The organism is Variovorax sp. Soil_C_33, from assembly GCF_057656935.1.
In genome coordinates, this window is record NZ_JBDGJK010000002.1 from 208,056 (window position 1) to 234,150 (window position 26,095).

27 protein-coding genes are annotated in these 26,095 nt (G+C 69.0%); 20 read left to right on the forward strand and 7 right to left on the reverse strand.

Annotation, left to right across the window (positions count from 1 at the left end; all coding sequences use genetic code 11):
- Complete coding sequence (locus AC3A6B_RS03910) at window positions 1-858, reverse strand: LysR family transcriptional regulator (protein ID WP_487835448.1); 858 nt, start codon at window positions 856-858, stop codon at window positions 1-3.
- A 110-nt stretch (window positions 859-968) separates the two neighbouring features.
- Here AC3A6B_RS03910 and AC3A6B_RS03915 point away from each other — a divergent pair, with 110 nt between their 5' ends.
- Window positions 969-1,205, forward strand: coding sequence for a hypothetical protein (locus tag AC3A6B_RS03915; protein WP_487835449.1), 237 nt, complete (start codon window positions 969-971; stop codon window positions 1,203-1,205).
- Here the strand turns inward: AC3A6B_RS03915 and AC3A6B_RS03920 are convergent.
- Both AC3A6B_RS03920 and AC3A6B_RS03925 read right to left on the reverse strand, forming a co-directional pair.
- Complete coding sequence (locus AC3A6B_RS03920; RefSeq protein ID WP_487835450.1) at window positions 1,202-2,125, reverse strand: LysR family transcriptional regulator; 924 nt, start codon at window positions 2,123-2,125, stop codon at window positions 1,202-1,204. The genes AC3A6B_RS03915 and AC3A6B_RS03920 overlap by 4 nt on opposite strands.
- Window positions 2,126-2,167: 42 nt before the next feature.
- Window positions 2,168-2,431 (reverse strand): hypothetical protein, encoded by a 264-nt coding sequence (locus tag AC3A6B_RS03925; protein WP_487835451.1) that lies wholly within the window; start codon window positions 2,429-2,431, stop codon window positions 2,168-2,170.
- 55 nt (window positions 2,432-2,486) lie between these two features.
- On the opposite strand from AC3A6B_RS03925, the gene ltnD reads away from it, so the two are divergent.
- The 9 genes from ltnD (at window position 2,487) to AC3A6B_RS03970 (ending at window position 10,262) form a co-directional block, all read left to right on the forward strand.
- Window positions 2,487-3,443 carry an L-threonate dehydrogenase gene (ltnD, locus tag AC3A6B_RS03930; RefSeq protein WP_487835452.1) on the forward strand — a complete coding sequence of 319 codons (957 nt, stop codon included), beginning with the start codon at window positions 2,487-2,489 and terminating at the stop codon, window positions 3,441-3,443.
- On the forward strand, window positions 3,440-4,708 hold the full coding sequence (gene otnK, locus AC3A6B_RS03935; RefSeq protein WP_487835453.1) for a 3-oxo-tetronate kinase: 1,269 nt from the start codon (window positions 3,440-3,442) through the stop codon (window positions 4,706-4,708). The genes ltnD and otnK overlap by 4 nt, the downstream gene beginning before the upstream one ends.
- Window positions 4,705-5,382, forward strand: a complete 678-nt coding sequence (locus tag AC3A6B_RS03940; RefSeq protein WP_487835454.1) for a class II aldolase/adducin family protein — start codon at window positions 4,705-4,707, stop codon at window positions 5,380-5,382. Before otnK ends, AC3A6B_RS03940 begins: the two co-directional genes overlap by 4 nt.
- A gap of 99 nt (window positions 5,383-5,481) precedes the next feature.
- Window positions 5,482-6,306, forward strand: coding sequence for a 2-oxo-tetronate isomerase (otnI, locus tag AC3A6B_RS03945; RefSeq protein ID WP_487835455.1), 825 nt, complete (start codon window positions 5,482-5,484; stop codon window positions 6,304-6,306).
- The gene (locus tag AC3A6B_RS03950; protein WP_487835456.1) at window positions 6,303-7,493 is read left to right on the forward strand and encodes an amidohydrolase family protein; all 1,191 of its coding nucleotides are present in this window, start codon (window positions 6,303-6,305) and stop codon (window positions 7,491-7,493) included. Before otnI ends, AC3A6B_RS03950 begins: the two co-directional genes overlap by 4 nt.
- Window positions 7,490-7,948, forward strand: coding sequence for a RidA family protein (locus AC3A6B_RS03955; protein ID WP_487835457.1), 459 nt, complete (start codon window positions 7,490-7,492; stop codon window positions 7,946-7,948). The genes AC3A6B_RS03950 and AC3A6B_RS03955 overlap by 4 nt, the downstream gene beginning before the upstream one ends.
- A gap of 76 nt (window positions 7,949-8,024) precedes the next feature.
- Complete coding sequence (locus AC3A6B_RS03960; RefSeq protein WP_487835458.1) at window positions 8,025-8,618, forward strand: ORF6N domain-containing protein; 594 nt, start codon at window positions 8,025-8,027, stop codon at window positions 8,616-8,618.
- Between the two features lie 119 nt (window positions 8,619-8,737).
- Window positions 8,738-9,982, forward strand: a complete 1,245-nt coding sequence (locus AC3A6B_RS03965; RefSeq protein ID WP_487835459.1) for a glycerophosphodiester phosphodiesterase — start codon at window positions 8,738-8,740, stop codon at window positions 9,980-9,982.
- Window positions 9,975-10,262, forward strand: a complete 288-nt coding sequence (locus AC3A6B_RS03970) for a hypothetical protein (RefSeq protein WP_487835460.1) — start codon at window positions 9,975-9,977, stop codon at window positions 10,260-10,262. Before AC3A6B_RS03965 ends, AC3A6B_RS03970 begins: the two co-directional genes overlap by 8 nt.
- On the opposite strand, the gene AC3A6B_RS03975 is transcribed toward AC3A6B_RS03970, so the two are convergent.
- Entirely contained in the window at window positions 10,202-11,032 is an 831-nt protein-coding gene (locus tag AC3A6B_RS03975) for a class I SAM-dependent methyltransferase (protein WP_487835461.1), read from the reverse strand. The two genes, AC3A6B_RS03970 and AC3A6B_RS03975, sit on opposite strands and share 61 nt — an antisense overlap.
- A gap of 3 nt (window positions 11,033-11,035) precedes the next feature.
- Window positions 11,036-11,848, reverse strand: coding sequence for a class I SAM-dependent methyltransferase (locus AC3A6B_RS03980; RefSeq protein WP_487835462.1), 813 nt, complete (start codon window positions 11,846-11,848; stop codon window positions 11,036-11,038).
- Window positions 11,849-12,088: 240 nt separating this feature from the next.
- Between AC3A6B_RS03980 and AC3A6B_RS03985 the strand changes: the two genes are divergently transcribed.
- The 9 genes from AC3A6B_RS03985 (at window position 12,089) to AC3A6B_RS04025 (ending at window position 20,103) form a co-directional block, all read left to right on the forward strand.
- On the forward strand, window positions 12,089-12,622 hold the full coding sequence (locus AC3A6B_RS03985) for an OsmC family protein (protein ID WP_487835463.1): 534 nt from the start codon (window positions 12,089-12,091) through the stop codon (window positions 12,620-12,622).
- Window positions 12,622-13,611 carry an AraC family transcriptional regulator gene (locus AC3A6B_RS03990; RefSeq protein ID WP_487835464.1) on the forward strand — a complete coding sequence of 330 codons (990 nt, stop codon included), beginning with the start codon at window positions 12,622-12,624 and terminating at the stop codon, window positions 13,609-13,611. Before AC3A6B_RS03985 ends, AC3A6B_RS03990 begins: the two co-directional genes overlap by 1 nt.
- Window positions 13,608-14,843, forward strand: a complete 1,236-nt coding sequence (locus AC3A6B_RS03995) for an NAD(P)/FAD-dependent oxidoreductase (protein ID WP_487835465.1) — start codon at window positions 13,608-13,610, stop codon at window positions 14,841-14,843. The genes AC3A6B_RS03990 and AC3A6B_RS03995 overlap by 4 nt, the downstream gene beginning before the upstream one ends.
- A 90-nt stretch (window positions 14,844-14,933) precedes the next feature.
- Window positions 14,934-15,449, forward strand: coding sequence for a DUF1269 domain-containing protein (locus AC3A6B_RS04000; protein WP_487835466.1), 516 nt, complete (start codon window positions 14,934-14,936; stop codon window positions 15,447-15,449).
- Window positions 15,450-15,494: 45 nt separating this feature from the next.
- A complete protein-coding gene (locus AC3A6B_RS04005; RefSeq protein ID WP_487835467.1) occupies window positions 15,495-16,646 on the forward strand; it encodes a cytochrome c oxidase subunit II in 1,152 nt (383 codons plus the stop codon).
- A complete protein-coding gene (gene ctaD / locus AC3A6B_RS04010; protein WP_487835468.1) occupies window positions 16,643-18,439 on the forward strand; it encodes a cytochrome c oxidase subunit I in 1,797 nt (598 codons plus the stop codon). The genes AC3A6B_RS04005 and ctaD overlap by 4 nt, the downstream gene beginning before the upstream one ends.
- Window positions 18,436-19,050 carry a cytochrome c oxidase subunit 3 gene (locus tag AC3A6B_RS04015; protein WP_487835469.1) on the forward strand — a complete coding sequence of 205 codons (615 nt, stop codon included), beginning with the start codon at window positions 18,436-18,438 and terminating at the stop codon, window positions 19,048-19,050. The genes ctaD and AC3A6B_RS04015 overlap by 4 nt, the downstream gene beginning before the upstream one ends.
- A 19-nt stretch (window positions 19,051-19,069) precedes the next feature.
- Window positions 19,070-19,777 carry a heme-copper oxidase subunit III family protein gene (locus tag AC3A6B_RS04020; RefSeq protein WP_487835470.1) on the forward strand — a complete coding sequence of 236 codons (708 nt, stop codon included), beginning with the start codon at window positions 19,070-19,072 and terminating at the stop codon, window positions 19,775-19,777.
- A gap of 11 nt (window positions 19,778-19,788) precedes the next feature.
- A complete protein-coding gene (locus AC3A6B_RS04025) occupies window positions 19,789-20,103 on the forward strand; it encodes a cytochrome C oxidase subunit IV family protein (RefSeq protein ID WP_487835471.1) in 315 nt (104 codons plus the stop codon).
- A gap of 10 nt (window positions 20,104-20,113) precedes the next feature.
- Here the strand turns inward: AC3A6B_RS04025 and AC3A6B_RS04030 are convergent, their stop codons facing one another.
- Entirely contained in the window at window positions 20,114-21,742 is a 1,629-nt protein-coding gene (locus tag AC3A6B_RS04030) for an MFS transporter (RefSeq protein ID WP_487835472.1), read from the reverse strand.
- 6 nt (window positions 21,743-21,748) lie between these two features.
- Window positions 21,749-22,261 carry an Lrp/AsnC family transcriptional regulator gene (locus AC3A6B_RS04035; RefSeq protein WP_487835473.1) on the reverse strand — a complete coding sequence of 171 codons (513 nt, stop codon included), beginning with the start codon at window positions 22,259-22,261 and terminating at the stop codon, window positions 21,749-21,751.
- Between the two features lie 184 nt (window positions 22,262-22,445).
- Here AC3A6B_RS04035 and AC3A6B_RS04040 point away from each other — a divergent pair, with 184 nt between their 5' ends.
- Window positions 22,446-26,051: an indolepyruvate ferredoxin oxidoreductase family protein gene (locus AC3A6B_RS04040; protein ID WP_487835474.1), complete on the forward strand. Its 3,606-nt coding sequence runs from the start codon at window positions 22,446-22,448 to the stop codon at window positions 26,049-26,051.
- Window positions 26,052-26,095: the final 44 nt, after the last annotated feature.

Below are 26,095 nucleotides of genomic sequence, written 5' to 3' on the forward strand. Positions count from 1 at the left end.
TCAGCTCTTTCTGGCCTCCGTGCCCGCGGCCTGGCGCAGGCCCGCCAGCGCGGGATCGATGATGGCGGGATCGGCGCCCACCGCGTAGACCGCATAGGCCGGATAGAGAAACTCCGGCGTGCGTGGCACGCGGCGCAGGTGCCCGGATTCCAGGTGGCCGCGCACCACGTCGAGCCGGAAGTAGCCGGTGCCGCCGGCCGCCAGCAGGTACTCGCGGCCGAGCGGCCCGAGCCCGGCCATCACCGCCGCGCTCGACAGCTCGGGAAAGGCCAGACCGTGCTGCGCCGCGAACTCGGGTCCCCAGTCGACGTACACATAGTCCGCCGGGCTCGGCACGCGCGGGCGCTTCGCCGTCGTCACCATGACGAGCTTCTCTTCGATCAGGAGCTCCACGCGCAGGCCGGGCCGCTGCTGCGGCGCGTAGGCGATGGCGACATCGAGCACGCCCGCGGCCACCTTGTCGAGCAGGTCCTGCGGATAGCCGACTTCCGTGCGCAGCGCCAGGTGGGGGTGCCCGGCACGCATCCACAGCAGCCAGCGCAGCAGCAGCGGATCCCACAGGCTGATTTCGCAGCCGGCCGCGAGCACGGCCCGGCTGCCGGTCGGCACCGCCACCTGGTCGCGCGCACGTGCCCAGACCTGCACCAGCGTGGTCGCATGCGGCAGGAAGCGCTCGCCGGCCGCGGTGAGCGCGGCGCCGGCCTTGTTGCGCACGAAGAGCCGGCGGCCGAGCAGCTCTTCGAGCGTCCGCACGCGCGCGCTGACCGAGGTCTGCGTCACATGCAGGCGCTCGGCGGCGCGCTGGAAGCTGCGGGTCTCGACGATCTCGAGGAAGGTCCGGGCCAGGTTGATGTCCATTGCTGTCGATCGTTTGAATGCAGGATTCTTGCATTCAACTGGCAATAAATCTCGTTTTACTTATGGCGAAGGCAAACCGAAGATGAAGCCCTCACATCCAGGAGCTGCATATGTCCACCCTCTCCCGATCATCCGGCGCGAGCGCTTTCGGCGGCCTGGCCGGCGCGTTCAAGGCCTTGGCCGACGAAGCCGGCGTGCTCGTCCATGCCTTGCTGAATCCGAACACGATCATCGAGGAAGTCGAGCAGATGCGCGCCTTGCAGGTCGACGCGAACCGCATCGAAGCCATCGACCCGATGCGCGCAGGCGTGCTGCGCCGGCGCGCCGCCTGCATCGGGTTGCGTTAAGAATCGAAGGGGACGATCTGCGCAATCAGCGACGCGCCGTCGCTGAGCAGAAAGTCCTTGAAGGCCTGCGCCACCGGCGGCAGGCGCTTGGTGCGCCGATGCACGACGTACCAGTTCAGCATCAGCGGAAATCCCTCGACGTCGAGCACGCGGAGGCTGCCGGCCTTCAGCTCCTGGCTGATGGTGTGCGCCGACACGAAGCTCACGCCCATGCCCGCGATCACCGCCTGCTTGATGGTCTCGGTGCTCGGGATCTCCATCGCGATGTTGATGTCGCGCAGGTCGCCGCCGAAGCCTTCCTCCATCGAGTTCCAGGTGTCGGTGCCCTTCTCGCGCACGACGAAGGGCTCGCGCATCAGCCGGGCCCGCGGAATCTTCCGCTCGCCGACCAGCGGGTGGCTCGGCGCCGCGACGATCACGTAAGGGTGCGGCGCGAAGGGCTGGTTGACCGTGTCCATGTCGGTCGGCGGCCGCACCATGATCGCGAGGTCGGTGAGGTTCTCGGCGATGTGCGTCAGGAGCCCCTCGCGGTTGTGGACCGTGAAGTTCAGCGTCACGCCGCGATGGCGGCTCGCGAACTCCACCAGCAGGCGCGGGAAGAAATAGTCGCCGGCGCTGATCACGCCGACGTTGAGCTTGCCGCCGGAGACGCCCTTGAACTGCGTCATCGCGTTCTCGGCCGCTTCGAACTGCTGGATGATGGCGCGGCTGATCTGCAGCAGCTCCGCACCGGCCGGGGTCAGGTAGATCTTCTTGCCGAACTGCTCGAACAGCACGTTGCCGGCATGCTCCTCGAGCTTGCGAACCTGCGTCGAGACGGCCGGCTGGGTCAGGTGAAGCTCTTCGGCCGCGCGTGAAAAGCTCAGGAGGCGGGCGACCGCCTCGAAGACTTTCAACTGGCGCAGGGTCGCGTTCTTCATCGAAGGGCATCGTACCGCGCAGTTCCGCGGCGAGCCCGACGGCTAGGACATGGCGCTCGCCATGCGCTCCTCGTGCGCCTTGAGCAGCAACTCGTAGTACATGCACAGCGGCATGGCGACGAACACCATGCCGGCGACGTAGATGATCAGGCTCATCACCGGGAAGTCGGCGCTGCCCCAGTAGGGAATCGATGCGGCGGCCGCGCCGATGGCGATGATGGCGATCACCGCCTTCAATGCACGGCCCATGAAAGCAGCCCGCAGGTGGCCGGGCCGGTCGTCGCCCTTGTCTCCATCGTGGTCCATGGTTTTCCTTGGTTGAGGCGCTACCGCTTCTTATCATGTGGCCAGGACCGGGACAATGCTGAAGTCCCGCAGTGCGCGCGCTGCACCATCCCAACTCTCAGGAATCGTCATGAAAAAAGCAGGACTCGTCGGCCTGGGCGCCATGGGCGCCGGCATCGCGGCCACCTTGCGCAGCAAGGGCTACGAGATGCATGTGTGCGATGCGCGCCCCGGCGCTGCGCTCGCCTTTGCCGAACAGGGCGGCGTCGCCTGGGCGACGCCGGCGCAGGTCGCGGCCGAATGCGAGCTCATCGTCTCGGTCGTGGTCAATGCCCAGCAGACCGAGGCGGTGCTGTTCGGCGAAGCGGGCGCGGCCGCGGCGATGAAGCCCGGCAGCGTGTTCGTGATGTGCTCGACGGTGGATCCCAACTGGTCCATCGCGCTGGAGGAACGCCTCGGCGCCGCCGGCATCCACTACATCGACGCGCCGATCTCCGGCGGCGCGGCCAAGGCAGCGAGCGGCCAGATGACGATGATGAGCTCGGCGAGGCCCGAGGCCTATGCCAAGGCCGATGCACTGCTCGATGCCATGGCCGGCAAGGTCTACCGGCTGGGCGCCCGGGCCGGGGCGGGCAGCAAGGTGAAGATCATCAACCAGCTCTTGGCCGGCGTGCACATCGCGGCCGCCGCCGAGGCCATGGCGCTGGGCCTGCGCGAAGGCGTGGCGCCCGAAGCGCTGTACGAGGTGATCACGCACAGCGCCGGCAACAGCTGGATGTTCGAGAACCGCATGGCTCACGTGCTGGCCGGCGACTACACGCCGCTGTCGGCGGTCGATATCTTCGTCAAGGACCTGGGCCTGGTGCTCGACACCGCGCGCGCGAGCAAGTTTCCGCTGCCGCTCGCATCCACCGCGCACCAGATGTTCATGCAGGCCTCCACCGCGGGCTTCGCGAAGGAAGACGACAGCGCTGTGATCAAGATCTTTCCGGGCATCGAACTGCCTTCCACTCCGAACAAAGACAAGCCATGACCGTCCTGCTCGGCTGCATCGCCGACGATTTCACCGGCGCGACCGATCTCGCCAACAACCTGGTGCGCGCCGGCATGCGCGTGGTGCAGGCCATCGGCGTGCCGGCACAGCCGCTGGCCGCCGAAGTCGATGCGGTGGTGGTGGCGCTCAAGTCGCGCACCATCGCGCCGGCCGATGCGGTGGCGCAATCGCTGGCCGCGCTGCGCTGGCTGCAGGCCGAGGGCGCGCGGCAGATCTATTTCAAGTACTGCTCCACCTTCGACAGCATGCCCGAGGGCAACATCGGGCCGGTGACCGAGGCGCTGATGGATGCGCTGGACACCGATTTCACCATCGCCACGCCGGCCTTCCCCGACAACAAGCGCACTGTCTTCAAGGGCTACCTGTTCGCGGGCGAGGTGCTCCTCAACGAGAGCGGCATGCAGAACCATCCGCTGACGCCGATGACCGATGCCAACCTGGTGCGCGTGCTGCAGGCGCAGACGCGGCGCAAGGTGGGGCTCATCGACCATGCCGTGGTTGCGCGCGGCGCACAGGCGATCGAGGAGCGCATCGCGCAGCTGAAGGCCGAAGGGATCGGCATCGCGATCGTCGATGCGGTCTCCAACGACGACCTGCTGCGCCTCGGCCCGGCGCTGGCAGAGATGCCGCTGGTCACGGCCGGCTCGGGCATCGCGATCGGGCTGCCAGACAACTTCGGCATCGCACCGTCATCCGCCGCGAGCGCGCTGCCCGCGGCCTCGGGGCTGCAGGCCGTGGTGTCGGGCAGCTGCTCGCTCGCCACCAACCGGCAGGTGCAGCACTTCATCGCCTCGGGCCGGCCGGCGCTGGCGATCGACCCCTTGCGCATCGCCGCAGGTGTCGACGTCGTGGCCGAGGCGCTGGCCTGGGCGGCGCCGCTCGTCGCATCCGGCCCGGTGCTGGTGTATTCCACGGCCGAGTCCGGCGCCGTGAAATCGGTGCAGGGCCGGCTCGGCGTCGAGGAAGCCGGCGCGATGGTGGAGCGCGCCATCGCCGCGATCGCGCGCGGGCTGGTCGCGCAAGGCGTGCGCCAGCTGGTGGTGGCCGGCGGTGAAACATCGGGTGCCTGCGTGCAGGCGCTGGGCATCGCGCAGATGCAGATCGGCGCGCAGATCGATCCCGGCGTGCCGTGGTGCCATGCGGTGTCCGAGGCGGCCGGCGGCGCGGGCCTGCACATCGCGCTCAAGTCCGGCAACTTCGGTACGGACGATTTCTTCGGCAAAGCCTTTACAGTCATCGGATGACTGAAGAAAGCCAGGCACGCGAAGAGATCTGCCGCATCGGCCGCAGCCTGTTCGAGCGCGGCTACGTGCATGCCACGGCGGGCAACATCAGCGTGCGGCTCGACGACGACGGCTTCCTGATCACGCCCACCGATGCCTGCCTCGGCTTCCTCGATCCGGCGAAGCTCGCACGGCTCGATGTCGGGCTGAACCAGACCGGCGGCGATCGCGCCAGCAAGACCATCGCGCTGCATGCGCGCATCCAGGCCGCAGCCACCCGCTTCGACGCCGGCACGCGCTGCGTGATCCACACCCATTCCACGCATTGCGTCGCGCTCTCGCTGCGCGAGCCGGGCGAGGAACTGCTGCCGGCCCTCACGCCCTATTTCGTGATGAAGGTCGGCCATGTGCCGGTGATTCCCTACCAGCGCCCGGGCGCACCCGAAGCGGCCGAGCTGGTGGCACAGGCCATCGAGCGCTACGGCGCGCAGGGCACGCCGATCCGCGCCGTGATGCTCGAGCGCCTGGGTCCCAACGTGTGGCACGAGACGCCCGCCGCCGCGATGGCCGTGCTCGAGGAACTCGAGGAGACCGCGAAACTCTGGTTATGGAGCGGGCAGACGGAGCGCCGGCCGCAAGCCCTGGGCCCGGCCCAGATCGATGAACTGCGCCGCAGCTTCGGCGCCCGCTGGTAGAGAGAATGAAACGCCCCCACGCTCATCACTACGTGTATTCGCTGCCCCCCGAGGGGGCCGAGGCCTCCCTTGGGGCGGCCCTACGGGAGGCCTGACGCCATGCCCCGATTCGCCGCCAACCTCTCGATGCTCTATCCGGAGCTCGATTTCCTCGACCGCTTCGAAGCCGCCGCCAAGGACGGCTTCGAAGCCGTCGAATACCTCTTCCCCTACCCCTACGAGCGCCGCGAACTCGCGGCCCGCCTCGCCGCCAACGGCTTGCAGCAGGTGCTGTTCAACGGCCCGCCCGGCGACTGGGACCGCGGCGAGCGCGGGCTGGCCTGCCTGCCGGGCCGCGAGGCCGAGTTCCGCGAAGGCGTCCTGAAGGCGCTGGACTATGCCGACGCGCTCGCTTGCCCGCGCGTGCACCTGATGGCCGGCCTGGTGCCCGAGGGCACGGAGCGCGAGGCCGTGCAGCCGGTCTACATCGAAAACCTGCGCTGGGCCGCCGCCGAAGCGGCCAAGGCCGGGCGCGATCTCTTGATCGAGCCGATCAACACGCGCGACATCCCGCGCTTCTTTCTCAACCGGCAGGACCATGCACACGAGATCGTCGAGATGGTCGCCGCGCCCAACCTCCAGGTGCAGATGGACCTCTACCACTGCCAGATCGTCGAGGGCGATGTGGCGATGAAGATCCGCAAGTACCTGCCCACCGGCCGCGTCGGCCATTTCCAGATCGCCGGCGTGCCCGAGCGGCACGAGCCGGACATCGGCGAGCTCAACCATCCTTATCTCTTCGACGTGATCGACGAGGTGTCGGTCCAATGCGGCTGGCAAGGCTGGGTCGGCTGCGAATACCGGCCGCGCCGCGGCGCCGTGGCGAGCGGCACATCGCACGGCCTCGGCTGGCTGCGAGCGCTGCCGCGCCCACTGGCCGCATGAGGCTCGAAGCCGTGCGCATCCCGCCGCGCCTGCGGGGCTTTGCGGCGCGCGATGCGGAGGTCTTCGACGTCACGCTGGCCGGTGCGCAGGTTGCGACTATCGAAGCGAGCGAACTGCCGGCGCGCGGCACCCTGCTCAGCGCCATGGTCGATGCGCATGCGCACATCGACAAGAACTACACCGTGCGCGAGGTGGGCGCGGCCGAGGGCAACCTGTTCGTGGCCATCGCGCGCATGGCCGCGCACCGCGCCCACTGGACGGCCGATGCGTTGCGCGTGCGCATGGAACGCGCCCTGCGCGAGGCCTGGCTTTCGGGCACGCGCGCGCTGCGCACGCACCTTGACTGGAACAGCGCCGAGGCGCCGGCCTCGCTCGCGGTCTTCGAGGAACTGCGCTCGCAGTGGCACGGCCGCGTCGAGCTGCAGTTCGTCGCGCTGGTGCCGCTCGATCTGTTCGCCGATCGCGAAGCCGGCGAGCGCATTGCCCGCGCGGTGCAGCGCGCGGGCGGCGTGCTCGGCGCCTTCGTCTACCGCAACGAGGGCATCGTGTCCAAGCTGGGGCGCGTGCTCGACCTGGCGCAGGACCACCAGCTCGCGCTCGATTTCCATGTCGACGAAGGGCTCGATCCGGAAGCGACCGGCCTGCGCACCATCGCCCAGCTCGTGATCGCGCGCGGGCTGCACGGCCGCGTGCTTTGCGGCCACGCCTGCTCGCTGTCCGTGCAGGAAGACGCGGCCGCCAGGGACACGCTCGGCCTGTGCGCGAAGGCCGGCCTGCACCTGGTGGCGCTGCCCACCACCAACCTCTATCTGCAGGGCGCCTGGGACCGCACGCCGGTGCCGCGCGGCATCACGCGCATCCGCGAGGCGGCCGCGCTCGGCCTGCGCGCGAGCCTGGCCACCGACAATGTGCAGGACGCCTTCTATCCCTACGGCGGCTACGACCTGCTGGAAACCTTCGGCCTCGGCGTGCAGGTGGCGCACTTGGCGCCGGCGTCCGATTGGCTCGATGCGATCACCGTCAGCCCGGCAACGGCGCTGGGCCTGGGCTGGGACGGCCGCATCGCGTCGGGCTGCCCCGCGGACCTGGTGCTGCTGGCCGCGACCGACGAATACGAACTGCTGGACTCGCACGGACGGCGGCGCACCGTCATCCGTGCGGGCCGAACCCTGGAGAACGGCGAATGAGCATGGGCAAACCGATGGCCAACTACGCGGCCGCCAAGCGAGTGGGCGACTTCGTCTTCATGAGCGGCGTGGTCGCTGTCGATCCGGCCACGCGCCGCGTGGTCGCCGGCTACGACGATATCCCCGAAGAAGCGCGCAACGGCTTGCGCACGCTCGGCTATGCCACCGGCCAGATGTCGGTCGACGTGTTCGAGGCGGCCATCGTGGCGCAGAGCTGGTTCGTGCTGGAGCGCATCCGCCAGATCGCGGCCGAGCAGGGCGGCACGATGGACGACGTGGTCAAGCTGGTGCAGTACTTCCGCCAGCTGCCGCACTACGCCTTCTACAACCGCGTGCGCGGCCTGTTCTATCCGGGCGAGCCGCCGGTCAGCACGGTGGTGGAGGTGTCGCGCTTCCTGCCGGGGGACGAGGTGCTGGTGGAGGTGGAGGCGACGATGTATTTGCCGCAGCACTGAGGTTTCACGCGATAGGGGGAGAAAGAAAAATGATCGTTGCTACAGAGAAGCGTTCGTCTCTTGCGCACTCGGCCAGATGAGCACGGATGACATTGCGCCGCTGTCCATCGGCGAGATCGCGGAACGCATCCGACTCATCCGCGGGCAGCGGGTGGTGCTCGACTCGGATTTGGCCGCGTTCTACGGTGAAACGACGAAGCGCTTCAACCAGCAGGTGCGGCGCAACCTGAATCGGTTCCCGACGGACTTCATGTTTCAGCTGGACGCCGAGGAATCCGCGGCTTTAAGGTTGCAATCCGCAACCTTAAAGAGCGGACGCGGCCAGCATCGCAAATACCTGCCCTTGGTCTTCACGGAACATGGCGCGATCATGGCGGCGACCTTGCTCGGCAGCCCACGCGCGACCCAAATCAGCGTGCACGTCGTGCGTGCCTTTGTGGAACTGCGTGGCCTCGTCGCGAGCAACCGGGAATTGGCCGGGAAGGTCGAGCGGCTGGAGCGCAAGGTGTCCACGCATGACCGCCATATCGCCGAGCTGGCCGACTCGATGTCGCAACTGTTGCAAGCCCCGGCACTGCCTGCGAAGCGGGCAATCGGGTTTGTCACGCCCGAGGACAAGAAGAACGCAAAGGCGCCGCGAAGCGGGAGGACAACGAACGGAGCCCGGTAGCCCTGAATACCAGTATTCGGCTGCCGCATCGCAACGCCCCATCTCGGGCTGATCTGGTTCACTCGGCTGTCACGGAGGGCGCATAGTGTCGATCCGCCGCATCAACGAGGAGAATTTCCATGAACCGTCTGAAGAGAGCCTGCGCCGCCCTGCTTGGCATGGGCATGCTGTTCGCAGCCGCTGCGCCTGCCGCAGCGCACGAAGAAAAAGCACGCCGGCGCGCCGACAACGCGCCGCTGGTGATCGGACACCGCGGCGGCGCCAACGGCTATCTGCCCGAGCACACGCTGGAAGCCTATGCCCTCGGCATCGCCCTGGGCGCCGACTACATCGAACCCGATCTGGTCGCCACCAAGGACGGCCAGCTGATCGCGCGCCACGAGCCCAACCTGATCGACACCACCAATGTCAAGGAGCTGCCGCAGTTCGCCGGCCGCCGCAAGACCGTGATGGTCGACGGCGTCGCCACCGAGGGCTTCTTCGCCAGCGACTTCACGCTGGCCGAGATCAAGCAGCTGCGCGCCGTGCAGTCCTTTCCCGAGCGCGACCAGGGCTTCAACGGCAAGTTCCAGATCCCGACGCTGGCCGAGGTGATCGAGCTGGCCAAGCGCAAGTCGCGCGAGGAAGGCCGCCGCATCGGCATCTATCCGGAGACCAAGCATCCGACCTACCACCAGGGCATCGGCCTGCCGCTGGAAGACCGCCTACTGGGCGTGCTGAGCGCGGCCGGCTGGAATCATCGCAACGCCCCGGTCTTCATCCAGTCCTTCGAGACCGCCAATCTGCGCTACCTGCGCGGCAAGACCAGCGTGCGGCTGATCCAGCTGGTCGATGCCAACGACGTCAAGCCCGACGGCTCGCTGGACCTCAGCAAGCCCTATGACAAGCCCTACGACTGGGTGGTGTCGAACCGCGCCGGCCTGTTCAGCGATCTGGTGACGCCGCGCGGCCTGCAGGAGGTGAAGGGCTACGCCGACGGCATCGGCCCGTGGAAGCCCTACCTGATCTCGAGCGCCTGCAAGACGGTGCAGAACGGCGCCTGCGCCGACGTGACGGGCGACGGCGCGGTCGACGAGCGCGACCGCGTGCTGCTGCCGCCCACCGACGTGATCGCCAACGCGCATCGGCTGGGTCTGCTGGTCCATCCGTACACCTTCCGCAGCGAGCAGAAGCGGCTGACCGGCAGCTTCGGCGGCAACCCGGTCAATGAATACCTCGCGTTCTACGAGGCCGGTGTCGACGGCTTGTTCAGCGACTTCGCCGACACGGCAGTCGCCGCGCGTGCGATGTTCCTGCTCAAGCACGATCCCGACTACGCCGCATGCCTGGTCAACGCCCGCCGCTGCGAAAGAAACAATGACTGAACCGGTTCTTGCGCGGATGCTGGGTGCGCTTGTCGCGGCCGCGGCGTTCGCGCAACCGGCGCAGGCCGAAGGCGGCCTGCCGGGCTCGCCGGCGGCCGTCAGGCCGGGCCCGGCCGCCACGCCGGCGGCGGCGCCTGCCCCGCCGGAGAGCCTGGGCGGCGCCATCTTCAACCCGTTTGCCGCGCCGGCATCGGCGAATGCGCGGCGCCAGGCGCCCGGCTACACCCCCCGCTCCGGCGCAACGGCCCCGACCACCACGAACTCCCCCGGCACGCGGTAGCCCGGGCCCTGCCGCCACGCATCGATGGCTTCGAGATAGCGCGCGCGGACCCGCGTGCGAACCTCGGCGCCGAAGCGCGACCAGGCCAGCGCCACGGGTCCGCCGACGAAGGCGGCGTTGCAGGCTTCGTCGCCGTCGGCATAGCGCAGCGTCGTCGCGATGCGGCGCTCCTCGACGGCCTCGAAGCCGGCGCCGGCGCACAGGCGCGCCAGCGTGTCGCGCTGGCCGAGCCGGAAGAACAGCGGGCAGACCTCGCTGGCGACCTCGGCGTCGACGATCGGGAAGACCTCCGCCCAGCCGCAGCGCGATCGCTCGCCCCACACCGCGAGAACCATGCGCCCGCCTGGGCGCAGAACCCGCCGCATCTCGCGCACGGCCCGTTCGGGATCGGGCACGTACATCAGGCCGAGCGCGCACAGCGCCAGGTCGAAGCTCGCGTCCGGCAGCGCCAGGCTTTCGGCATCCATGCGCGCGAAGCGCACGCTGGCCAGCGCCTTCTTCGAGGCCCGGAGCCGCGCGGCTTCGACCATTTGCCCGGACAGGTCGACGCCGAGCACGGCGCCGGCCGGACCGACCGCGCGCGCCGCCTCGAAGGCGACCAGCCCGGTGCCGCATGCCACATCGAGCACGCGCTCGCCCGCTGCCGGCGCCGCCACCGCCAACAGCCCGGCGCGGGCGTCGGCAAGCTGCGCCTGCCACAGCGCTTCGTAGCCGCCGGCCGCCAGGTCCCAGCCGTAGCGCTGGACACGCCGCTGCAGCCTGGCGTCCATGGCTCAGCGCCGCGTGACCACGATTTCGAGGTAGTCGCTGGGCACGACCAGCGAGGACGGGCCGGCCCGGTTGCTGCGCTCCAGCAGCTCCGTCAGATCGCGTTCCAGCGCGGCGGCACCCTCGGCCGGCAGCGCCGCGAAGGCCTTGTGCACCGGCCCGTACCAGGTGCGGAACACCTCGATGAAATGCGCTGCCGAGCGGTAGCGGAAGTTGAATTGCCGCGGCGTGGTCGCGATCGATGCCGCGCGCTCGCCGAAGAGTTCCTTCAGATGCGCTTCGGTACCCCACAGCGAAGGCGGCTGCACGCCCGCCGGCGGCGGCAGGTGGCGCCCCAGCACCTTGAACAGCTGGCCGATGAAGCCGTCGGGCGTCCAGTTGGCGAGGCCGATGCGGCCGCCGGGTCGGCACACGCGCGCCAGTTCGGAGGCCGCCTTCGCGTGGTCGGGCGTGAACATGACGCCGAAGGTCGACAGCACGGCGTCGAAGCTGGCGTCCTTGAAGGGCAGCGCCTCGGCGTCGGCGGTCTGGAACTCCACGTTCAGGCGTTCCGCGCGGGCGCGCTCGGCGCCGCGGTCGAGCAGCGCGGCCACGTAGTCGGTCGAAGTCACCTGGCAGCCGCGGCGCGCTGCGGCCAGCGTGGCATTGCCGTTGCCGGCCGCGACATCGAGCACGCGCTCGTCGCAGCGCAGGTCGCAGGCCTCGGCCAGCTGCTCGCCGACGAGCTGCAGCGTGGTGCCGATCACGGCGTAGTCGCCGCTGGCCCACGCGGTCATCTGGCGGCTCTTGATGGCGTTGAAATCGACGGGTGCATTCATGGCGGTGGTCTCCTTGGGGTTGATGTGGGGGGAGGGCTGACTGTCGCGCGCCGCCGCGGCGGCGTCCTGCCTGCGCGTCGGCCTGGCCTGCCCCATCGTCCGCCATGCGGCCGCCGGCATGCCGAGCGTCCGGATCGCCTGCCCATTCATCCGGCCAAGCGGCATAGTCCGTATCTCCTCTAGGCGCCGCGCGCCGACGCGCCCAGAATGGCTGATCCAGTTCGATGCGGAGAGCAACCCATGGCAGCAGAGGACATCGCGGCGGCATTGCAGCGGGTGGAGGCGGTGTTGCGGCGGCGCCCCGAGGCCGGCTTTCACGAAGACTCGCAGGCCGTTGCGCGCTGGACCGGCGGCTTGACGGTCGTTGCCAGCCATGCGAACGGCACCGAGGTACCGACCGACATGCCGGGCGAGTTCGGCGGCGGCGGCGACCGGGTCACGCCGGGCTGGCTGCTGCGCGCCGGATTCGCATCCTGCGTCGCCACCCGCATCGCGATGGGCGCTGCCACCGAGCGAATCGAACTGGCGCAACTCGAGGTGCGGGTCGACAGCCATTCGGATGCGCGCGGCATGCTGGACGTGGCGCAGGCCGACGGCACGCCGGTGATCGCCGGGCCGCTGGACATGCAGCTGTGGGTGCGGATTTCCGCGCCCGGCGTCTCGCCAGAGCGCTTGCGTACGCTGGTCGAGGAGAGTCATCGCTGTTCCCCGATGTCCGCGGCGATCCAGCTCGCGGTGCCGGTGACGCTGCGCATCGAGGTGGGTGACAGCTGATGGACGCGCTGTCCGAGACCCTTCGCGTCGTGCGGCTGGTCGGTGCCATCTTCATCAACGCCAGGTTCACCGCACCCTGGTGCTACCAGTCGCCGCGCGCCGATACGGTGGCGCCGATCCTGGAGCCCGGCGCCGAGCGCGTGGTGATCTTCCACCTGATCACCGAGGGCGAGTGCTATGTCGAGCTCGCCGGCGAGGCGCCGGTGCACCTCATCGCGGGCGACGCCATCATCTTCCCGCAGGGCGACGCGCATCGCATGACTTCGCAGCCGGGGCTGCCGCCGGCCACCGGCGGGCGGCTCGCCGAGGTGCTGACGCGCCGGCCGCGCCAGCTGGCCTACGGCGGCGGCGGCGCGACGACGCGCCTGGTGTGCGGCTACCTGGCCTGCGATGCCCGTCTCGCGGGGATGCTGCTGGCTGGGCTGCCGGCGCTGGTCCGGGTCAATGTGCGCGGATCGAGCGCCGGCACCTGGCTGGAGGCTTCCGTTCGCTACGCGCTGGCCGAGGCGCGCTCGCCGCGGCCGGGCGGCGCCGGCGTGCTGGCCAAGCTGTCCGAGGTGCTGTTCATCGAAGTCCTGCGCCTGTACATGAACGAGCAGGGCGAAGGGCGCACCGGCTGGCTGGCGGGCGTGGGCGACCGGATCGTCGGCGCCGCGTTGAACGCGCTGCACAAGAGCCCCGCCCATGCCTGGACGCTGGACGAATTGGCCCGCACCGCCGGCAGCTCGCGGTCGGTGCTGGCCGAGCGCTTCCAGCAGCTGGTGGGGAGCTCGCCGATGCAGTACCTGACGCAGTGGCGCATGCTCCTGGCCGCCAATCTGCTGTGCCGCAGCAATGCCCCGCTGGCGACCATCGCGGAGGACGTGGGCTACCAGACCGACACCGCCTTCAGCCGCGCCTTCCGGCGCGAGTACGGCGCGCCGCCGGCGGCCTGGCGTCGCAGCAGGTCGGTGCGCGAGCCAGTCGAAGGAGCGCGGAGCCTGCGATGACCGCGCCTTCCGTGCCTGCCTCGTGCGAGGTGCTCGTGGTGGGCGCCGGGCCGGCCGGCAGTGCCTGCGCGCAGATGCTCGCGCGCGCCGGGCTCGATGTGGTGCTCTGCGACCAGCACGATTTCCCGCGCGACAAGGTCTGCGGCGACGGCCTGATTCCCGATGCGCACCGCGCGCTGGCGCGGCTCGGCGTGCTCGACGACGTGCTCGCGCATGCACGCAGCGCACGGCACGTCGGCTGTATCGCGCCGCATGGCGGACGCGTCGAGGTGCCGGCGCGGCTGGCGGTGCTGCCGCGCCGCGAGCTCGACGACATCGTGCGCAGCGCGGCCATGGCAGCCGGCGCTCGCTGGCTCGCGCCGGCGCGCTTCGACGCGCCGCTCCTCGATGCCTGCGGGCGGGTGGCCGGCGCGCGGCTCAGGCTGGCCGACGGCAGCCGGCACGAACTGCGCGCGCGCTGGACCGTGCTGGCCACCGGCGCGGCCGCGGTGGCGCTGATCGCGGCGGGCGTCTGTGTGCAGCGCGCGCCGAGCGGTTTCGCGCTGCGCGGCTACGTGAGGAACGAGGCGATGGCCGTGCGCATCACCGGGCTCGAAGTCGTGTGGCATCGCGCGCTGCGCCGCGGCTACGGCTGGATCTTTCCTTGCGGCGCCGGCATGTTCAATGTCGGCGTCGGGATCACGCATAGCCAGGACCGGGGCCAGGCTGCGAGGCCGGAGCTCAACCTGCGCGAGCTCTTCGCCGCCTTCACGCGCCTGCACGCGCCGGCGCGCGAGCTGCTGCAGGGCGGCACCCAGCTCGGCGCGCTGAAGGGCGCGCCGCTGCGCTGTTCGCTCGAAGGCGCGCGCTGGTCGCGGCCCGGGCTGCTGGTGGCAGGCGAGGCGGCGGGCAGCACCTATCTGTTCACCGGCGAGGGCATCGGCAAGGCGCTGGAGACCGGCATGCTGGCTGCAGAGGCGCTGGTCGAAGGCGGCGAGGACGCGGCGGTGCGCTCGCGCTACGAAGCGGCGCTCGCCGCGCTGAAGCCGCGTTTCGCGGCCTACGCGCAGGCCAATCGCATCAACGAGCATCCGTGGCTGGCCGACCTCGTGATCTGGCGTGCGCGCCGCAGCGCGCATATCGTCGGGCGCCTCGCCGGCGTGCTCGAGGAGACCCACAATCCGGCCAAGCTCGTGAGCCCCAGGGGGCTGGCGCGGCTCATCCTGCCGCTCGGCCGGGGGCATCGTCTTTAGAGGCGGCGTGGGCTTGCTAAGCGCCTCCCCCTGGCCTATAAGTCAGCCATGGTTTCTTTGTCTCGTCGCATGACGAGGAAGGAGAGCACCATGAAGAGACGCATTTACTGGCTGCTGCCGGATTCGGCGAGTGCCAGGCGAGCGATGCACGGTCTCGTGCAGGCGCGCGTCGACGCTGCGCACATTCATTTCGCCGCGGCCGAAGGCATGGACATGCGCGGGCTCCATGCGGCCAATGCGCTGCAGACCTCCGATGTCGTCCATGCCGCCGAGAGCGGCTTGGTGATCGGCGGCGGCGTCGGCACCGTGGTCGGCCTCGCGGCCGCGCTCCTGTTTCCCGTCGTCGGGGAAGCGCCCGAATGGGGAACGGCTGCGCTCCTGGCCGTGCTCGGCGGCCTGATCGGCGCCTGGTCGGCCAGCATGATCGGCATCTCCATTCCCAGCCCGCGGCTTGCGCGCTTCGAAGGCGCGATCGGGCGCGGGCAGATTCTCCTGATGGTGGACCTGCCGCCGTCGCGCGTGCAGGCTATCGAGGCGCTGCTGCGAACCGCCCACCCGGAGGCCCGCTTCGAGGGCGAGGAGCGGCTGGTCCCCGCGCTGCCCTGAGGCGCGTGGACTGCGAATCGCCGATGACGAGTCGAGGTGCCACACATGATCATGGCCATCGTGCTCGCAATCATCGTCGTCGCATCGGTGCTGTTTCACATTGTCAATCCGTGGTGGCTCACTCCCCTGGCATCCAACTGGAAGCCGATGGACGACACGCTGACCATCACGCTGGTGATCACGGGCCTGTTCTTCGTCGTCATCAATCTCTTCGTCGTCTACACGCTGGTGCGCTTCCGGCACCGCGAGGGCGTGCGCGCGGTCCGGCAGCCCGAGAGCAAGTCGCTGGAGCGCTGGCTGATCGGCGTCACCACCGTGGGCATCATCGCGCTGCTGGCGCCCGGCCTCGTGGTGTATGCGAACTACGTCAAGGCGCCGCCTGACGCCCTCACGTTGGAAGTGCTGGGCCAGCAGTGGCAATGGCGCTTCCGCTTCGCCGGCGCGGACGGCAAGCTGGGGCTGACCGAGACGCGCTTCGTCAGTGCGACCAATCCCTTCGGCCTCGACCCCGCCGACGCGGCCGGGCAGGACGACATCCTGATCGCGGCCGATGAGGTGCACCTGCCGCTGGGCAAGCCGGTGAACGTGCTGCTGCGTTCGCACGACGTGCTGCACGACTTCTACGTGCCGCCCTTCCGCGCCCGCATGAACATGGTGCCGGGCCAGATCAGCACCTTCTGGTTCACGCCGACCGTGGCCGGCCGCTACGAGGCCCTGTGCTCGCAGCTGTGCGGCGTCGGCCATCCCAACATGCGTGCCCACGTGGTGGTGGAGGACGCCGCCAGCTTCCAGGCCTGGCACAACGCGCTGCCGACCTTCGCCGCCATGCAGGAAAACGTGCGGACCGCTGTCGCGGCGGGCGCCGGCGGTTCGCTTCCCGAGCGCGGCCGGGCGCTGGCGGATGCCAAGGGCTGCGTGGCCTGCCACACGATCGACGGCAGCCAGCGCGTGGGGCCGACATGGAAAGGCCTGTACGGCAAGACCGAAAACATGCGCGACGGCTCCACCGCGAAGGTCGACGAAAAATTCCTGCGCGACTTCATCCGCGATCCGCAGGCGCGCGGCATCAAGGGCTTCGCGCCGGTGATGCCGAAGATCGAGCTGAGCGACGAAGAACTGGCCGCGCTGGTGGCCTACATCCAGACCCTCGGCAGCCCGCCGGCGCAGGCTTCCGGTGAACAGAAGGCGCAGAAATGAGTGCCATAACCCCCCCTACCGGCGACATCGCCGACGTTGCCGGGCACCACGCGCCGCAGACCTTCCTGACCCGCTACGTCTGGAGCCAGGACCACAAGGTGATCGCGATCCAGTACGCCTGCACGGCCATTGCCGTCGGCGTGATCGGCGTGGTGCTGTCCAACCTCATGCGGCTGCAGCTGGGCTACCCGGGCGTGTTCGAGTTCATCACCCCCGAGCGCTACTACCAGTTCGTCACCATGCACGGGATGATCATGGTGATCTACCTGCTCACGGCGCTGTTCCTCGGCGGCTTCGGCAACTACATGATCCCGCTCATGGTCGGCGCGCGCGACATGGTGTTCCCCTACCTCAACATGCTGAGCTTCTGGGTCTACCTGCTGTCGGTGATCGTGCTGATGGCGAGCTTCTTCGTGGCGGGCGGACCCACCGGCGCGGGCTGGACGCTGTACCCGCCGCAATCGATCCTGCCCGGCACGCCGGGCCACGACGGCGGCATCATCCTGATGCTGGTGTCGCTGCTGATCTTCATCGTCGCCACCACGATGGGCGGCCTCAACTACGTGACCACCGTGCTGCAGGCGCGCTGCAAGGGCATGACGCTGCTGCGCATGCCGCTGACGGTGTGGGGCATCTTCGTCGCCACCATCCTCGCGCTGCTCGGCTTCCCGGCGCTCTTCGTCTCCGGCGTGATGCTGCTGCTCGACCGCGTGGCGGGCACCAGCTTCTTCATGCCGGCGCTGCTCTCGATGGGGAAGGCGACGCAGTACAAGGGCGGCAGTCCGCTGCTGTTCCAGCACCTGTTCTGGTTCTTCGGCCATCCCGAGGTCTACATCGTCGCGCTGCCGGCATTCGGCATCGTCTCCGACCTGATCAGCGTGCATGCGCGCAAGAGCATCTTCGGCTACCGCATGATGGTCTGGGCCATCGTCGCCATCGGGGGCTTGAGCCTGGTGGTGTGGGCGCACCACATGTTCGTCGCCGGCATGAACCCGTACTTCGGCTTCTTCTTCGCCACCACCACGCTGATCATCGCGGTGCCGACGGCCATCAAGGTCTACAACTGGCTGCTCACGCTGTGGCGCGCCGACATACACCTGTCGGTGCCGATGCTGTTCTCGCTGGCCTTCATCTGCACCTTCGTCATCGGCGGGCTGACCGGCCTCTTCCTCGGCAACGTGAGCGTGGACATCCCGCTCTCGGGCACCTACTTCGTGGTGGCGCACTTCCACATGGTCATGGGCGTGGCGCCGCTCTTGGTGGTCTTCGGCGGCATCTACCACTGGTATCCGAAGGTGACCGGCCGCATGCTCGACGACCGGCTCGGCCAGCTGCATTTCTGGATCACTTTCGTCGGCACCTACCTGATCTATTTCCCGATGCACTACCTCGGCGTGCAGGGCATGCCGCGGCGCTACTACAACTTCGACAACTACCAGTTCATCCCGCCCTCGGCCTACAGCCTGAACACCTTCATCACGGTGGTGGCGCTGGTCGTCGGCGCGGCGCAGGTGCTGTTCATCTTCAACCTCGCCTGGAGCCTGCGCTACGGCCGGCGCGCCGATGCCAACCCCTGGCGCGCCGCCTCGCTGGAATGGCAGACGCCGCAGACGCCGCCGGTGCACGGCAACTGGGGGCCGGAGCTGCCGGTGGTCTACCGCTGGGCCTACGGCTACGGCGTGCCGGACGGGCCGAAGGACTACGTCGCGCAGAACGAGCCGCCCGAGGCGGGCGGGATGGAACCCGAGGCTTACGGCGAAGAGGACGACAAGGTTCGGGGGGCGCCGACATGAACGCGATCGCCGCATTGCCGTTCGACCTCCGTGATCGCGCCACTGCCGCGAGCATCGGCCTGTGGGTATTCATGGGCGTGGCCAGCGCGCTGTTCTCGCTCTTCGCCACGGCCTACGTGATGCGCATGAGCGGCAGCGATGCCGTCGCGCTCGCGCTGCCCTGGCAGCTGTGGCTCAGCACGGCGCTGCTGCTGGCCGGCGGCGTGGCGCTTTCGAAGGCCGGCGCGGCGGCGCGCGGGGGTCGCGGCCTGGCGCAGGCGCGCCGGCTGCTGTTGGCCGGCGGCCTCTGCGCGCTGGCCTTCCTGGCGGTCCAGCTGTGGGCCTGGCAGTCGCTGCTGGCCGCGCAGGTGATGCCGGCCGGCAATCCTGGCGGCAGCTTCTTCTACCTGCTGACCGCCATGCATGGACTGCACGTGGCGGGCGGCCTCGCCGGCTGGGCATGGACGGCGCGCGCCGCATGGCGGCCGGGCGCGCGCCTGGCCGATCTCGCTTGGCGCATCGGGCTCATCGCGCGCTACTGGCACTTCATGCTCGTGGTGTGGCTGCTGCTGTTCGCCATGCTGGGATGGCTGACGCCAGAGATGGCGCGCGTCATCTGCGGCGTCGCCTGATCGATCGAGGAGCTCCGCCATGAACACCGCCGCATCGATCGCCCCCGTGTCCGTGGCTCCGGCCGCCGCCGCTACAGTCGACGGCCTGCGCGGCCTGATCGCCGACTGGTCCTCCGACCGCGAAGCCTTCCACGTCTCGTGGGGCAAGGCGATGATGTGGATCTTCTTGCTGAGCGACACCTTCATCTTCAGCTGCTTCCTGGTCGGCTACATGACGGTGCGCGTCTCGACCACCGTACCCTGGCCCAATCCGAGCGAGGTGTTCGCGCTCCATGTGGCCGGTGCCGACGTGCCGCTGCTCCTGATCGCGATCATGACCTTCGTGCTCATCAGCAGCAGCGGCACGATGGCGATGGCCGTCAACTGCGCCTATCGCGGCGACAAGGTAAACGCCGTCACGCTGATGCTGGTGACCGCCACCTGCGGCGAGATCTTCGTCGGCATGCAGGCCTTCGAGTGGTCCAAGCTGATCATGGAGGGCGTGCGGCCCTGGGGCAATCCGATGGGCGCCGCGCAGTTCGGCTCGGCCTTCTTCATGATCACCGGCTTCCACGGACTGCACGTGTCGGGCGGCGTGGTGCTCCTGTTCATCGTCGCCTTCAAGCTGCTGCGCGGCGACTACGACCGCGGCGGCGGCAACTACCAGATCGTCGAGATCGTCGGCCTGTACTGGCACTTCGTCGATCTGGTGTGGGTGTTCATCTTTGCGCTCTTCTATCTCTGGTGAGGACTTCGACCATGAACCCCGGCACCGGCCAGCAACATCCGATCAGCCTCTATCTCAAGATCTGGGGGCTCCTGTTCGTGCTCAGCGCGATGTCCTACCTGGTGGACTATCTGCATCTGCAGGGCTATCTGCGCTGGGGGCTGATCCTCACCTTCATGCTGATGAAGGCCGGGCTGATCGTCGCGGTCTTCATGCACATGGCCTGGGAACGGCTGTCGCTGGTCTATGCCATCCTGCTGCCGCCGCTGGCCCTGCTGGTGCTGGTCTGGCTGATGGCGGCGGAGGCCGGCCATACCCTCCTGACGCGGCTGCTGTTCTTCAATTGACGGCGCGCGTTCAGCGCCGCACCACGTAGCGCGTCACCACCGGCACCGTTTCGCCCTGGTGGAAGGCCAGGCGCCGCTCGCGCAGCGCCATGTCGGCCGCCGTCGCGCGGTGGAAGCGGCGCAGATGCTCGGTCCAAGATTCGTCGACGATCTCCTCGACATAGCGGCCAGGCTCGGCGATGTCGTGCAGCAGCTCCCAGCCGATCGCCCCCTGGCCGAGGCGCGCGCGGCGCGTCTGCTGCATCACGATGTGGAAGGCGGCGGCGCGCGCGGGGTCGATCATGTATTCGACGGTGATCACCACCCGCCCCTCCTCGCCCGGCGCTTCCGCCGGCGGGCCCTTGACCCAGCCCTTGCGCGCCGGGCTGGTGTCGTCTTCCTCGCCGACGCCGTCGGTCACGTAGCGCAGCGCGACCAGCATGCACACGGTGCCGCTCACCGCCGCGATGCCGAGGCTGATGTAGAGCGAGGAGAGCTCGGCCACCTGGCCCCAGAGCGCGGCGCCGAAGGCGCTCGCGCCCATGATGGCCATCTGGTACATCGACATGCCGCGTGCGCGCACCCAGTCGGGCAGCGCGAGCTGGGCGGAGACCGAGAGCGAATTGGCCACCGTGATCCAGGCCATGCCGCCGAGGAACATCGCCGGTACCGCGACCCAGGCGTTGGGCGCCACCACCATCACGGCCGTGGCGCCGGACTGCAGCATGGCGCCGCGGATCACCAGCTGGTCGCGCGCGAGCGCCTGGCGCAGCCGCGGCAGGAACAGCACCGCCACGATGGCGCCCGAACCCATGGCCGCCAGCAGCAGCGTGAAGGTGCCCGCCCCGCCGCCTTGCAGGTTGCGCGCCAGGAGCGGCAGCAGCGCGAGCAGCGCGGTCGAGTGCAGGAAGAAGATCGAGATGCGCGTGAGCACCGCGCGCATGCGCTGCGACTGGCGCACGAACTGCACGCCCACGCGCATGGCGCTGATGAGCTTTTCGCGGCCCAGCGGATTGGGCTTGTGCTCGCGCCGCCAGCGCAGCACGATGAAGCCCGAGGCGATGGACAGCACTGCGTTGAGGCCGAACACCCAGACGGTGCCCGCGCTCGCGATCAGCGTGCCGGCCAGCAGCGGCCCGACGATGCGCGAGGCGTTCATCGCCAGGCCGTTGAGCCCGAGCGCGGCCGGCAGGTGGGTGCGCGGCACCAGCTCGGGCACGATGGCCGAGAACACCGGCCAGCGCAGCGCCAGCCCGATGCCGTTGGCGAAGGTCAGCGCCAGCAGGAGCGGCGCATTCATGAGGTCCAGCACCACGGCGCCGCACAGCACGATGGCGGTGCCGGCGAGCCAGAACTGGGTAGCGACCAGCCAGCGCCGCCGGTCCAGGATGTCGGCCAGCGCGCCGCTCGGCAGCCCGAGCAGGAACACCGGCAGCGTGGAGGCCGACTGCACCAGCGCGACCCAGATCGGCGAGGTGGTCAGCGAGGTCATCATCCAGGCCGCCGCCACGTCGCTCATCCACATGCAGACGTTGGCGACCAGCCAGGTGCTCCACAGCATGCGGAACACCGGCTGCTTGAGCGGTTCGAAGGGGCCGATGCGCGGCGGCAGTGCGCGCGTCGGGGCGACGGGGGTTTCCTCGGTCGAGATCGGTGGCATCGACCGCTATTGTCCCGCGCCCGGCTTGCCGGACTTCGGCGGCTTCTTCGCCAGGTGGCCCAAGGGCAGCGCGCGGCTGGCCTTGACCTCGCCGAGCGAGAAGCTGGTGTGCAGGTCTTTCACATTGGGCAGGTGCATCAGGCTGTTGAGCGCGAAGCGCGAGAAGCCGTCCAGGTCCTCGGCCACCACCTGCAGCTCGAACATGCCGGTGCCGCTGATGTAGTGGCAGGCCACCACCTCGGGCAGCTTGCGGATCGCCTCCTCGATCTTGCGCGTGACATCGCCGGTGGCGCGGTCGGTGTCCAGGCGCACGAAGGCGAGCACGCCCAGCCCGATCTTGTGGCGGTCGATCTCGGCGTGGTAGCCGCGGATGTAGCCGGCCGTTTCCAGCGCGCGCACGCGGCGCCAGCAGGGCGCCGCCGACAGCCCCACGCGCTGCGCCAGCTCGGCGTTGGTGAGCCGGGCGTCGGCCTGCAGTTCTTGCAGGATGGCGAGGTCGAACTTGTCAATGCTTTCCATGGAGGCCTATCTTAAGCAAGATCCTTTCAAAAGTGGCCATCGAACAGGCAAAGAACGCAAACACCTATCAAGCCAGCAGGCATACACTTTGCGAGCATGATGGCTCGCGGGAAATGTTCTACCCGGACGCCTCGCCCCACACCAACCGCCACGCCCACAAGGCACAGCCACGGAGACAAACACGATGAACGCACCGCTGCCGGAGCACATTCGCAAGGCCCTAGAAACGGTCACGCTCGACGACAAATATTCTCTGGACTATGGGCGCGCCTTCATGTCCGGCGTGCAGGCCCTGGTCAAGCTGCCGATGCTGCAGCGCCTGCGCGACAAGCAGGCGGGCAAGAACACGGCCGGCTTCGTCAGCGGCTACCGCGGCTCCCCGCTCGGCGGCTACGACCAGGCGCTCTGGAAGGCCAGCAAGTACCTGAAGGAACAGCACATCGTGTTCCAGCCGGGGGTGAACGAAGAGCTCGCGGCCACCGCGCTCTGGGGCACCCAGCAGCTGGGCTTCTCGCCCGCGGGCACCAACAAGTACGACGGCGTGTTCGGCATCTGGTACGGCAAGGGCCCGGGCGTGGACCGTTGCTCCGACGTCTTCAAGCATGCCAACATGGCCGGCACCACGCCCTGGGGCGGCGTGATCGCGGTGGCCGGCGACGACCACATCTCCAAGAGCTCGACCGCGGCGCACCAGAGCGACCACATCTTCAAGGCCTGCGGCACGCCGGTGTTCTTCCCGACCAACGTGCAGGAGATCCTGGACCTCGGCATCCATGCCTTCGCGATGAGCCGCTTCGCCGGCATCTGGTCGGGCATGAAGACGATCCAGGAGATCGTCGAATCGAGCGCCACCGCGATGATCGACCCCGAGCGCGTCGAGATCGTGATGCCCACCGACTTCCAGATGCCGCCCGGCGGCCTGCACATCCGCTGGCCAGACCATGCGCTTGAGCAGGAGGCGCGGCTCATGCACTACAAGTGGTATGCCGCGCTGGCCTACATCCGTGCCAACCGGCTCAACCACAACGTGATCGAAGGTCCGAACGACCGCTTCGGCATCATGGCCAGCGGCAAGGCCTTCAACGACACGCGCCAGGCGCTGATCGACCTGGGCCTGGACGACGCGGCCTGCCGCCAGCTCGGCATCCGGCTGCACAAGGTCGCGGTCGTGTGGCCGCTGGAGGCGCAGCTCACGCGCGCCTTCGCCACCGGCCTGCAGGAAATACTAGTGGTCGAGGAGAAGCGCCAGGTCATCGAATACCAGCTCAAGGAAGAGCTCTACAACTGGCGCGCCGACGTGCGGCCCAACGTGGTCGGCAAGTTCGACGAGGGCGAGGTGTACGAGGCCGAGGGCTACTCCGGCGGCGAATGGTCGATGCCCAATCCGACTTCGCACACGCTCCTGCGCGCCAACGCCGACCTGAACCCGGCGCTGATCGCCAAGGCGATCGCCCAGCGCCTGAAGAAGAGCGGCCTCCTGGCGGCAGCCGGCGCCGACATGGCCGCGCGCATCGACGCGCAGCTGGCCATCCTCGAAGCCAAGGAGCGCGCCATGGCGGCGCCGCAGGCCACCGGCGTGTCGGACGCGGGCCGCCAGCCCTGGTTCTGCTCGGGCTGCCCGCACAACACCAGCACCGTGGTGCCCGAGGGCTCGCGCGCGATGGCAGGCATCGGCTGCCATTTCATGGCGACCTGGATGGACCGCTCTACGCTGGGCTTCACGCAGATGGGCGGCGAGGGCGTGCCGTGGGTCGGCCAGCAGCCCTTCACCACCGACCAGCACATCTTCGCCAACCTGGGCGACGGCACCTACTTCCACAGCGGCCTGCTGGCGATCCGCCAGAGCATCGCGGCCGGCGTCAACATCACCTACAAGATCCTCTACAACGACGCGGTTGCCATGACCGGCGGCCAGCAGGTCGGCGAGCGGCCCGAGGGCCACTCGGTGCTGCAGATCGCGGAGAGCCTGCATGCCGAAGGCGCGGCCAAGGTGGTGATCGTGACCGACGAGCCCGAGAAGTACGAGGGCGTGAACGTGCCGGGCCAGGACGTGAAGGTGCGGCACCGCGACGACCTGGACGAGATCCAGCGCGAGTTCCGGGAGATCAAGGGGACGACGGCCATCATCTACGACCAGACTTGCGCCACCGAGAAGCGCCGCCGCCGCAAGCGCGGCACGGCCGTCGATCCGGCCAAGCGCGTGGTGATCAACGAGCTGGTCTGCGAAGGCTGCGGCGACTGCAGCGTGCAGAGCAACTGCCTGTCGGTCGAGCCGCTGGAGACCGAGTTCGGCCGCAAGCGCACCATCAACCAGAGCACCTGCAACAAGGACATGAGCTGCCTCAAGGGCTTCTGCCCGAGCTTCGTCACGGTCGAAGGAGGGCAGCTCAAGAAGAAGGCCAAGGACAAGTCGGCCACGCCGGCCGAGCTGGGCGCACTGGCCGAGCCGGCCCTGCCTTCGCTCGCCGGCGGCAAGGTCTGGGGCGTGGTGGTTGCGGGCGTAGGCGGCACCGGCGTCATCACCATCGGCCAGCTGCTGGGCATGGCGGCGCACATCGAGGGCAAGGGCATCGTCACGCAGGACGCGGCCGGCCTGGCGCAGAAGGGCGGCGCCACCTGGAGCCACGTGCTGATCGGCGACACGCAGGACGACATCCGCACCACGCGCGTCGGCACGGCGGCGGCCGACCTGATCCTGGCCTGCGATCCGCTTGTCAGCGTGAACGCCGAAACCATGGCGCGCATGCGCGAAGGGCGCACCCATGTCGCGCTCAACAGCCACAGCACGCCGACGGCCGCCTTCGTGCGCAACGCCAACTGGCAGAACCCGCAGGAAGCCTGCGCCGCCGAGATCGCGCGCGCGGTGGGCGTCGAAGGCGTCGGCACCTTCGATGCCGATGCGGCGGCGACTTCGCTCATGGGCGACAGCATCTACGTCAACCCGATGATCCTGGGCTATGCCTGGCAGAAGGGCTGGATCCCGCTCGAGCATGCCTCGCTGATGCGCGCGATCGAGCTCAATGCGGTGGCGATCGAGAACAACAAGGCCGCTTTCGAATGGGGCCGCCAGGCTGCGCAACGGCCGGAGGCGCTGCAGAAGCGCATCTCGCCCGGCCAGGTGATCGAGTTCAAGAAGCGCGATACGGTCGAGAGCCTGGTCGCGCGCCGCTCCGAGTTCCTCGCCGGCTACCAGAACGCGGCCTATGCCGGGCAATACCAGGCCTTCGTCGCGAAGGTGCAGCAGGCCGAATCGGCGCTGGGCAAAACCAGTTTGACCGAAGCGGTGGCGCGCTACCTGTTCAAGCTGATGGCCTACAAGGACGAGTACGAAGTGGCGCGCCTGCACACCGACCGCAGCTTCCTCGACCGCGTCGAGGGCATGTTCGAGGGCGACTTCAAGCTCAACTACCACCTGGCCCCGCCGATCATCGCCAAGCGCAACGCCAGGGGCGAACTGCAGAAGCAGAAGTTCGGCCCCGCGATGCTGACCGGCTTCCGGCTGCTCGCCAAGCTCAAGGGTCTGCGCGGCACGGCGCTCGACGTCTTCGGCCGCACCGAGGAACGCAAGACCGAGCGCGCGCTGATCGCCGAATACCGCGCCAGCATCGACGAGGTGCTGGCCGGGCTGAACGCCGGCAACCATGCGCTCGCCCTCGAGATCGCGAGCCTGCCCGAGCAGATCCGCGGCTACGGCCACGTCAAGGAGCGCAACCTGGCGGCGGCGCGCAAGCGCTGGGCCGAGCTGGTGGCCAAGTGGCGCGATCCGCAGGCGCAGCGCGCTGCGGCCTGAGGCCCGCGCGGGCGGACCACCGAGCGCTGCCCTGAAAGCCCCGA

Coding starts and splice junctions, on each gene's coding strand:
- AC3A6B_RS03950 (WP_487835456.1), top strand. CDS start 6,303: ATGAGGCTCGAAGCCGTGCGCATCCCGCCGCGCCTGCGGGGCTTTGCG.
- otnK (WP_487835453.1), top strand. CDS start 3,440: ATGACCGTCCTGCTCGGCTGCATCGCCGACGATTTCACCGGCGCGACC.
- AC3A6B_RS03940 (WP_487835454.1), top strand. CDS start 4,705: ATGACTGAAGAAAGCCAGGCACGCGAAGAGATCTGCCGCATCGGCCGC.
- AC3A6B_RS03915 (WP_487835449.1), top strand. CDS start 969: ATGTCCACCCTCTCCCGATCATCCGGCGCGAGCGCTTTCGGCGGCCTG.
- AC3A6B_RS04030 (WP_487835472.1), bottom strand. CDS start 21,742: ATGCCACCGATCTCGACCGAGGAAACCCCCGTCGCCCCGACGCGCGCA.
- AC3A6B_RS03955 (WP_487835457.1), top strand. CDS start 7,490: ATGAGCATGGGCAAACCGATGGCCAACTACGCGGCCGCCAAGCGAGTG.
- otnI (WP_487835455.1), top strand. CDS start 5,482: ATGCCCCGATTCGCCGCCAACCTCTCGATGCTCTATCCGGAGCTCGAT.
- AC3A6B_RS04035 (WP_487835473.1), bottom strand. CDS start 22,261: ATGGAAAGCATTGACAAGTTCGACCTCGCCATCCTGCAAGAACTGCAG.
- AC3A6B_RS03925 (WP_487835451.1), bottom strand. CDS start 2,431: ATGGACCACGATGGAGACAAGGGCGACGACCGGCCCGGCCACCTGCGG.
- AC3A6B_RS03920 (WP_487835450.1), bottom strand. CDS start 2,125: ATGAAGAACGCGACCCTGCGCCAGTTGAAAGTCTTCGAGGCGGTCGCC.
- AC3A6B_RS03990 (WP_487835464.1), top strand. CDS start 12,622: ATGGACGCGCTGTCCGAGACCCTTCGCGTCGTGCGGCTGGTCGGTGCC.
- ltnD (WP_487835452.1), top strand. CDS start 2,487: ATGCTGAAGTCCCGCAGTGCGCGCGCTGCACCATCCCAACTCTCAGGA.
- AC3A6B_RS03965 (WP_487835459.1), top strand. CDS start 8,738: ATGAACCGTCTGAAGAGAGCCTGCGCCGCCCTGCTTGGCATGGGCATG.
- ctaD (WP_487835468.1), top strand. CDS start 16,643: ATGAGTGCCATAACCCCCCCTACCGGCGACATCGCCGACGTTGCCGGG.
- AC3A6B_RS03995 (WP_487835465.1), top strand. CDS start 13,608: ATGACCGCGCCTTCCGTGCCTGCCTCGTGCGAGGTGCTCGTGGTGGGC.
- AC3A6B_RS03975 (WP_487835461.1), bottom strand. CDS start 11,032: ATGGACGCCAGGCTGCAGCGGCGTGTCCAGCGCTACGGCTGGGACCTG.
- AC3A6B_RS04020 (WP_487835470.1), top strand. CDS start 19,070: ATGAACACCGCCGCATCGATCGCCCCCGTGTCCGTGGCTCCGGCCGCC.
- AC3A6B_RS04005 (WP_487835467.1), top strand. CDS start 15,495: ATGATCATGGCCATCGTGCTCGCAATCATCGTCGTCGCATCGGTGCTG.
- AC3A6B_RS03960 (WP_487835458.1), top strand. CDS start 8,025: ATGAGCACGGATGACATTGCGCCGCTGTCCATCGGCGAGATCGCGGAA.
- AC3A6B_RS04000 (WP_487835466.1), top strand. CDS start 14,934: ATGAAGAGACGCATTTACTGGCTGCTGCCGGATTCGGCGAGTGCCAGG.
- AC3A6B_RS03910 (WP_487835448.1), bottom strand. CDS start 858: ATGGACATCAACCTGGCCCGGACCTTCCTCGAGATCGTCGAGACCCGC.
- AC3A6B_RS04025 (WP_487835471.1), top strand. CDS start 19,789: ATGAACCCCGGCACCGGCCAGCAACATCCGATCAGCCTCTATCTCAAG.
- AC3A6B_RS03970 (WP_487835460.1), top strand. CDS start 9,975: ATGACTGAACCGGTTCTTGCGCGGATGCTGGGTGCGCTTGTCGCGGCC.
- AC3A6B_RS03980 (WP_487835462.1), bottom strand. CDS start 11,848: ATGAATGCACCCGTCGATTTCAACGCCATCAAGAGCCGCCAGATGACC.
- AC3A6B_RS03985 (WP_487835463.1), top strand. CDS start 12,089: ATGGCAGCAGAGGACATCGCGGCGGCATTGCAGCGGGTGGAGGCGGTG.
- AC3A6B_RS04040 (WP_487835474.1), top strand. CDS start 22,446: ATGAACGCACCGCTGCCGGAGCACATTCGCAAGGCCCTAGAAACGGTC.
- AC3A6B_RS04015 (WP_487835469.1), top strand. CDS start 18,436: ATGAACGCGATCGCCGCATTGCCGTTCGACCTCCGTGATCGCGCCACT.